This is a genomic window from Microbacterium sp. (genome assembly GCF_011620665.1).
Lineage (GTDB): Bacteria > Actinomycetota > Actinomycetes > Actinomycetales > Microbacteriaceae > Microbacterium.
This window is the reverse complement of record NZ_WOYQ01000057.1, coordinates 1-7,779: the sequence shown is the minus strand read 5'-3', so window position 1 is coordinate 7,779 and position 7,779 is coordinate 1. Positions and strand designations below refer to the sequence as shown.

At 68.9% G+C, this 7,779-nt stretch carries 8 protein-coding genes; all 8 read right to left on the bottom strand.

Going from position 1 to position 7,779, the window contains the following annotated elements; translation table 11 throughout:
- Positions 1 to 17: 17 nt before the first annotated feature.
- Complete coding sequence (locus QZV81_RS07600; protein ID WP_292835190.1) at positions 18 to 1,430, bottom strand: hypothetical protein; 1,413 nt, start codon at positions 1,428 to 1,430, stop codon at positions 18 to 20.
- Positions 1,420 to 2,211 (bottom strand): TIGR03943 family protein, encoded by a 792-nt coding sequence (locus QZV81_RS07595; RefSeq protein ID WP_292835187.1) that lies wholly within the window; start codon positions 2,209 to 2,211, stop codon positions 1,420 to 1,422. Before QZV81_RS07595 ends, QZV81_RS07600 begins: the two co-directional genes overlap by 11 nt.
- Positions 2,204 to 3,133, bottom strand: a complete 930-nt coding sequence (locus tag QZV81_RS07590; protein ID WP_292835196.1) for a permease — start codon at positions 3,131 to 3,133, stop codon at positions 2,204 to 2,206. Before QZV81_RS07590 ends, QZV81_RS07595 begins: the two co-directional genes overlap by 8 nt.
- Positions 3,134 to 3,228: 95 nt before the next feature.
- Complete coding sequence (locus QZV81_RS07585; RefSeq protein ID WP_292835184.1) at positions 3,229 to 3,621, bottom strand: transcriptional repressor; 393 nt, start codon at positions 3,619 to 3,621, stop codon at positions 3,229 to 3,231.
- 51 nt (positions 3,622 to 3,672) lie between these two features.
- Positions 3,673 to 4,527 (bottom strand): metal ABC transporter permease, encoded by an 855-nt coding sequence (locus QZV81_RS07580; protein ID WP_292835181.1) that lies wholly within the window; start codon positions 4,525 to 4,527, stop codon positions 3,673 to 3,675.
- Positions 4,524 to 5,342 (bottom strand): metal ABC transporter ATP-binding protein, encoded by an 819-nt coding sequence (locus tag QZV81_RS07575; RefSeq protein ID WP_292835178.1) that lies wholly within the window; start codon positions 5,340 to 5,342, stop codon positions 4,524 to 4,526. Before QZV81_RS07575 ends, QZV81_RS07580 begins: the two co-directional genes overlap by 4 nt.
- Positions 5,339 to 6,313, bottom strand: a complete 975-nt coding sequence (locus QZV81_RS07570) for a zinc ABC transporter substrate-binding protein (protein ID WP_363331612.1) — start codon at positions 6,311 to 6,313, stop codon at positions 5,339 to 5,341. Before QZV81_RS07570 ends, QZV81_RS07575 begins: the two co-directional genes overlap by 4 nt.
- 46 nt (positions 6,314 to 6,359) lie before the next feature.
- Positions 6,360 to 7,700, bottom strand: coding sequence for a dihydrolipoamide acetyltransferase family protein (locus QZV81_RS07565; RefSeq protein ID WP_292835175.1), 1,341 nt, complete (start codon positions 7,698 to 7,700; stop codon positions 6,360 to 6,362).
- Positions 7,701 to 7,779: the final 79 nt, after the last annotated feature.

The following is a 7,779-nucleotide window of genomic DNA, read 5'->3' as shown; positions in this document are numbered from 1 at the left end:
GGAACGCATCTCGGCGATCATCCGCGCGACGGTGTCTGGCACCACGAGATGTCGAACCCGCTGAGCGCGACGATCTCGGTGCCGTCCTCAAGCGCGACGACATGCGTCTCGACGCGCGCGGGCAGGGGAAGCAGGTACCCGTCATACGGATTGCTGATCACGTCGGGTGCGATGAGGAAGGCGGCGTAGCGTCCGCTCGGCGCGACACAGGTCTCGATGAGAGTATCGGCCGGGTCCACCGCGAACACCGACCGCGCAAGACCTGCGGCATCCACCACATCCACCGAGGTCGACGTCACGGTGAATCCCGTCAGCTGAGCCAGAACGCGAAGCGTCGATCCGCTCGAGAGAGGAGTGATCGCGTTGAGCTGCCCGAGGCCCGGGTCGGTCGCCGGGAGCGGGGTCTCTTCGGCGGTCGCGAGATCGATCGCCACCGGGCCGTCGGCACGTTGGACGACGGCGAGGGTCGACCCGCGGGCGATTCCCTCGATCGTGAACGCATTGCCGAGCGCGACCGGATCGCCACCCGCGGGTGAGGCGAGAGTGAGCGCGCCGTCGAAGGTCAGCATGACGATGCTGTCGGTACCCGGAACGAAGCGCCAGTCGTCGACGCGCGAATCGCCACCGGGACGCTCGATCGCCGTGGGCTGCTGGTCAGCCTGCGCCTGATTCGGCGAGGCCGTGAACAGCGCGCTCTCACGGCCGCTGTCGGCGTCGATCTCGGCGTCGGTGAAGGTGTAGCCGATGAGGTCGCCACGCTCCGCGCCCTGCAGGTTCGACACGACACCGTCGCCGGGCAGCGGAAGGTCGCGCTCGTTCGTGCCGTCGAGGTCGGTGACGATCAGGTGCGAAAAGCCGTCGCCGTCGACGGTCGAGACGACCAGGTGGCTCGACGTCGCCCGGAAATCCTCGATGTGCTCATGGCTGAAGATCGGCCGAGCGGCGTCACCGACGAGGTCGGTGCGGAAGATCGTGTCGCCTTCGGCGCTGCGCTTCAGAAGGAAGACTTCCAGCCCGGGGGTCGTGAAGGACTCTTCGATCGTCGCTTCCGGCCCGCCGCCGATCCCGGTGACGCCGGTGATCGTGACCGTGTACTCGGTCTCGTCCCAGAGGGGCAGGGCGAAGCGGATGCCGACACTGCGCCCCGAGGTGTCCACTGCGAAGCCGGCGGCGGGGGTCACGGTGACCTGCTCCGGTGTGATCTGCTGCAGCGACTGTGTCGTCGTGATGATCATGCGTGATCCGGATGCGGCAATCGCCGCGGCCGGATCGACCCGGACGGCGGTGACCCGAGGTCCCTGGGCGACCGAGACCGCCGCTCCCGCCGCCCCCAGGACCGCGAGGATGCCGAGGACACCCGCGAAGCGGACGGCGAAAGCGCGCGAACGGCGCCGCCGGGCGCCCGAGCGCCGCGTGCGGTCAGTACTCATACGGGTCCTGGGGCTGGTCGACGACGTCGACCGACGCCGCATCGACCTGCAGCCGACCCTCGATGTCGCGGATCGTGCCCGTCACGGTGACCCATGTCCCGGTGTCCGGTGCTCCCGTGACCGAGATCGGCACCGTCGCCGCCTGCGCATCGATGACACAGTGCGTGATGACGAGGCGTGTGAGCGCGAACCCGCCGTCCCCCGGGGTGACGAACCCCGTCAGGGTGACCTCATCGCCGTCGAAGGCCCCAGGGTTCGTCGCGGTCGCGAAGACGCTCGCCCACTCAGCCACGCCGAACGACGCCGTGTCGCCGGTCGCGGCGAGCGCGATCATGTCGGATCCCTGGAACAGCGGTGCCGCACCGGTGTCTCTCGACATCGCGAGCTCGGCCGAAAGCGTCGCGGGCGGAGTCAGCAGGATCGCCGCGGTCGTCCCAGTGGCGAGGATGCCGCCGGTCACGGTCGCGATGAGCCCCAGAGTGCGCGGCCGGGGGGCGTGGTCGCCCCGCTGAGGGTCGCCCCGCTCGTGGTCCACGCCGGCGCGCGTCTCGCCGTGGTCGTGCCCGTGGTCGGCTTCGGCGCCGAGCGGCAGCGCGACGCTCGCGAGGGTGCCGAGCAGGGCGATCACCGACATCGAGACGGCGAACCACGCCGACGACGGGTTGATGTACAGGCTCAGCTGACCGGTGAGCGCCAGCGCGATCGTCACGGCGGCCAGGGCGGCCGCCAGGCCCACCCCCAGAAGCCGGGCGCCGAGGCGCGAGAGCAGATGCTCAGACAACGAGGTTCACCACCCCGCCGATGACGATCGCCGAGAGGAGGACGACCGCCACGAGGCCCACCAGCACCCTGGTGCGGAACGTGGTGCGCAGGAGCGCGAGCATCTTGACGTCCACGAGCGGCCCGACCAGCAGGAACGCGACGATCGATCCGGGCGTGAACGTCGACGCGAACGAGAGCGCGAAGAACGAGTCGACGTTCGAGCAGATCGACACGATCATCGCGAGCGCGATCATGGCGATGATCGACAGCGCAGGGTTCGATCCGATCGCGAGCAGCGCTTCGCGCGGCACGAGCACCTGAACCGCACCCGCGAGCGTCGATCCGATGACGAGCGCGGGCATGACGGCGCGCAGTTCGACCACGAACTGCGCGAGACTGCGGCGACCGCGGTCGCCGGCACCCGGATCAGAAGGCTCGCAAGCGGCGGCGAAGCGCTCCGTGAGCAGGGCGCCCGGGTCGGGATGCCGGCTGTACAGCCATCCGATCAGATTGGCGATCGCGAAGCCGCCGAGCAGGCGTGCGACGAGCACCCCGTCGTCGAAGCCGAACGCCTGGTGTGTCGTGATGATGACGATGGGGTTGACGATCGGAGCGGCGATCAGGAAGGTGAGCGTCTCGGGCACACTGAAGCCGCGCATGAGCAGGCCGCGCGCAAAGGGGACATTGCCACACTCGCAGACGGGGATGAACATGCCGAGGAGCGAGAGCACCCCGCGGCGCGCCCAGGCGCGGCGCGGCATCCACCTCTCTATCGCGCCGGGGGGAACCCACACCTGCACCACGATCGAGAGCAGCACGCCGAGGACCACGAACGGGAGCGACTCGATGAGCACGCTGATCGCGAGGGTCAGGCCGTCTTGCGCCCGGACGGGGAGGGACGGACCGGGGCTGATCACGGCGACCACGATGAGCGCCGCCACGACGGCTCCACCGGCGATCAGCGGCAGCGCGGGGGCGCGCCTCGAACGGGCCGGCGCGCGCACGCGAAGACGTACCGGCTCCTGGCGGGTGCTGCTCACGCCGCCGCCGTGCATCTCGCGCAGAGGCCGAAGATGTCGACGACGTGCTCTGCCCGGGTGAATCCATGCTGGGCGGCGATTCGCTGCGCCCACTGCTCGACGTCACTCGCCTGGATCTCGACCGTCGTGCCGCAGGAGCGGCAGATCAGGTGGTGGTGGTGTCCCGCGCTCGAGCAGGCGCGGTAGAGCGCTTCGCCCTCGGGAGACTGCAGCTGGTCGGCTTCACCGCTGGCGGCGAGGGTCGCGAGCGCGCGGTAGACGGTGGCGAGCCCGATGCCGGTGTTCTCATCGCGAAGGGCCGCGTGAAGATCCTGCGCGGAGACGAACCCGGGGTTGTCGGACAGCGCGGCACGCACGCGGTCGCGCTGCCACGTATTGCGCTGGACCATGGCGGAAATCCTACTCGCAGGCTTCCGGGACGACGTGGGAAGAGGATCCGGTCAGCGTGTGACGCGTCCTCGACGCGAGCCGAGCACGCGGCATCCGACATAGATCGCGAACGAGATCGTGGTGATGTACGGACTGACCGGCAGTGTCCCCATGACGGCCAGGAGGATCCCGCCGACCGCAGAGACGATGCCGAAGAGCGCGGCGAGCAGCGGTACCGATATCGGTCCGGACGCGATCCGCATCGCGGCCGCGGCGGGCGTGACCAGGAGCGCCAGCACGAGCAGCGCCCCGATGATGTGCACGGCGACGGCGACGGCGAGACCGAGCAGCAGCATGAATCCGAGCGAGACCGCGACGGTGGGAACACCGCGAGCGGCGGCGGCCTGAGGATCGAGCGAATCGAAGCGCAACGGGCGCCAGATGAGCACCAGCGCGACGATGACGAACGACGAGATCGCGATCAGCCATCCGAGCTGATCGTTCTGGACCGAAACGATCTGGCCGGTGAGCAGGCTGAACCGCCCGGCCGCGCGTCCGCTGTAGAGCGAGAGGAACAGGATGCCGAGACCGAGCCCGAACGGCATGAGCACGCCGATGATGGAGTTCCTGTCACGGGCACGGGCGCCGAGCCAGCCGATCAGGCCCGCCGCGACGAGTGAGCCCACGATCGAGCCGGCGACGACATCAGCGCCGATCAGCAGGGCGGCGGCAGCCCCCGCGAACGACAGTTCGCTGATGCCGTGCACGGCGAAGGCCATGTCGCGCTGCATGACGAAGACACCGACGAGACCGCCGACGAGGCCCAGAATGGCGCCGGCCCACAGCGAGTTCTGCACGAGCGAGAGGATGTCGCCGTAATCCGCGAGGCCGCCGAACATCGCGTCGCCGATGTCGCTCCAGTTCATTCCGGGTCCTCGTGGTGGTAGTGGTGCGATTCTTCGGCGTCGGGAGCGCCGACCACGACGAGTCGGCCGCCGGCGCGGAGGACGAAGACGGATGCCCCGTACAGCTCGCTGAGCACCTCGGAGGTGAGCACTTCGTGCGGAGGGCCGAGCGTGAACCGGCCGTTCGCGATGTAGAGGATGCGATCGACCTTGTCGAGCACCGGATTGATGTCGTGCGTGACCAAGAGCACCCCCGCGCCGCTGCGGCGATGCTCGTCGATCAAGCGGACGACGTCCTGCTGATTCGCGAGGTCGAGACTCGTGAGCGGCTCATCGCACAGCAGCAGGCGCGGATCGTCGGCGAGCGCCTGGCCGACCCGCAGGCGCTGCTGCTCGCCTCCGGAGAGCACGCCGACGGGCTCGTCCGCGAACTCGCTCGCCCCGACGGCGTCGATCAGGTGCTGCACCCGCGCGCGATCTCTCCTGCGCGGGATGGGCAGACCGAAACGGTGCCCGTCGACGCCGAGTGCCACGAGATCACGGCCTCGCATACCGGTCTCGTGCGAGAGCGGGCGCGCTTGCGGAAGGTACCCGATACGCCGGTTGCCGCGGTGCCGCACCGGCTCGCCGAGGGCGGTGATGCTGCCCTCGCTGAGTCGCTCGAGACCGAGGATCGCGTGCAGCAGCGTCGTCTTCCCCGATCCGCTCGGACCGAGCACCGCGATCAGCTCCCCCGGAGCCAGGGTCAGGTCCAGTCCGGACCACAGTTCGCGGTCACCGCGCCGCAGCGCCGCCCCGCTGATCTGCAGCACGGTGCTGTGGGAGTCATCGGTCACCGGGACAGCGTATCGGCGAGCTGCGCGATGTTGTCGGCCATCCACTCGAGATATGTCGAGCCCTGGGGCAGGGTCTCCGAGAATTCGACCACCGGAATGCTCTGCGCTTCGGCCGTGTCGAGCACCTGGGTGGTCTCCGCGCCTCCGGTCTGCGCGTTGGCGATGACGACACGCACATCCCCTGCCTCGAGGATGCGGGTGGCCTCGAGCATGGTCGCCGGAGGCACATCCTGTCCCTCTTCGACGGCTTCGCTGAAGGCCTGAGGAGTGACGTTCTCAAGGCCCGCTGCCGCAGTGAGGTACAGCGGCACCGGCTCGGTGACGAAGATCTTCTCGCCGGCATGGGCCGTCGAGACTTCGGCAAGCGTCGTCTCGAGTCCGCCGATCCCTGCGACGAACGTCTCGAGACCCGACTCGAACGTGGCCGCGTCGTCCGGCGCAAGGGTCGTGAGCTCGTCTGCGATCGCTTCGGCGACGTGCTCGATCGTGTGGGGGTCGTACCATACGTGCTCGTTGAATCCCTCGACGTGGTCGTGCCCGGCGTGCGCATCGCCGGCGGGCGGATCGCCGGCGGGCGTCTCGCCGGCGGGCCAGTCATGCGCGAACTCGACCGCGGTGATCACGGGAGCCGGAGAACCCGTCGCCTCGATCAGGGTGTCCATGAACGCGTCGTAGCCACCGCCGTTCTCGACGAGCAGGTCAGCGCGCGAGACCGTGAGCTGATCGGCGGCACTCGCTTCGAACTCATGCGGATCCTGGCTGTTCGAGCTGATGATCGAAGTGACCTCCACCGCGTCTCCGGCGATCGCGTGGACGATGTCGCCGTACACGCTCGTCGAGGCGACGACTCGGAGGGCGCCGTCGGATGCTGTGCCGGCACCGTCACCTGGATCGCCCCCCGCGCAACCGGCGAGAGCGAGGGCCGAGACGGCCAGAAGGGCGGCGGTCGAGAGAACTTTCATGGAGTGCATAGGATCATTCTATGCACTAATGATAATCGTTCTCAAATCGGGGTATTCAGTCGAGTAGCAGTGCGGGCTCCTCGAGCACCGAGGCGACGTCGGCGATGAAGCGGCTCATGCCGTCGCCGTCGATCACGCGATGATCGAACGAGCCCGACACCGTCGTGACGAACCGCGGGCGCACCTCGCCGTCGACGACCCACGGCTTCTGCCGGATCGTGCCCATGGCGACGATCCCGCTCTCGCCGGGATTGATGATCGGGGTGCCGGCATCCATTCCGAACACACCGATGTTGGTCAGCGTGATCGTCCCGCCCTGCTGATCGGCGGGCGTCGTCTTGCCCTCGCGGGCCGTGACGGTGAGTTTCTCGAGTGCCCGCGCGAGTCCGCGGATGTTGAGGTCCTGCGCGTCCTTGATGTTCGGCACGAGCAGCCCGCGGGGAGTCGCAGCGGCGATGCCGAGGTTGACGTAGTTGCGCACGCGGATCTCAGCGCTGCCGTCCTCCTTGTCCACCCAGGCGGCGTTGACCATCGGCGTACGACGCGACGCCCAGATGACCGCACGCGCGACGATCAGCAGCGGCGAGACCTTGATGTCGGCGAAATCGGGCGAGGCTTTCAGCCGCTTGACGAGTTCCATCGTGCGGGTCGCATCGACGTCGGTCCACACCGACACGTGCGGGGCGCTATAGGCCGAGCGCACCATCGCCGATGACGTCGCCTTGCGCACGCCTCTGACCGGAATGGTCTCCTCGCGCCGGTCATCGCCGGGCTGCGCGACAGAGATCGCGGGCTCCGCCGTCACCGGGATGGTCTGCTCCCGTTCCGCCGGAGCGGCCGGCGTCGCGATGTTGCGGAAGACGCTGGCCTGCTCGGCGTGGCGCACGACGTCATCGCGGGTGACGTCGCCGGCGGGCCCGGTGGGCGTGACATCCGACAGGGTGACGCCGAGGTCGCGCGCGAGTTTCCGCACCGGGGGCTTCGCGATGACTCCGACCGAGGCCTTGACCGTCTCGGTGTGCTCGGCGGGACGCTTGCGGCGGGAGGTCGCGGCCTCACCGGTGCCATAACCCACCAGCACTGCGCCCGCCGCTTCGGACGCGGCAGGCTGCTCACCGTGCTCGGACTGGCCGACGACCGATGCGGGCGCCTCGCCGCCGCCGGCGATCGTGATGATCGCCGTGCCGACGATCACTGTCTCGCCTTCGGGCGCAAGCAGTTCGCCCACCGTGCCGGCAAACGGCGAAGGCAGCTCCACGAGCGACTTCGCCGTCTCGATCTCGACGAGGACATCGTTGACCTCGACCCTGTCGCCGGGCGCGACGCGCCACTGCACGATCTCGGCCTCGGTGAGGCCTTCGCCGACATCCGGCAACCGGAATGTCATTTCGCTCATGCGATTCTCCTCAGTGTGCCGCGAGACACGGTCGTTGCCCCGAGACACCGGTCCACATCATGTGTCTCGGGGCGCATCG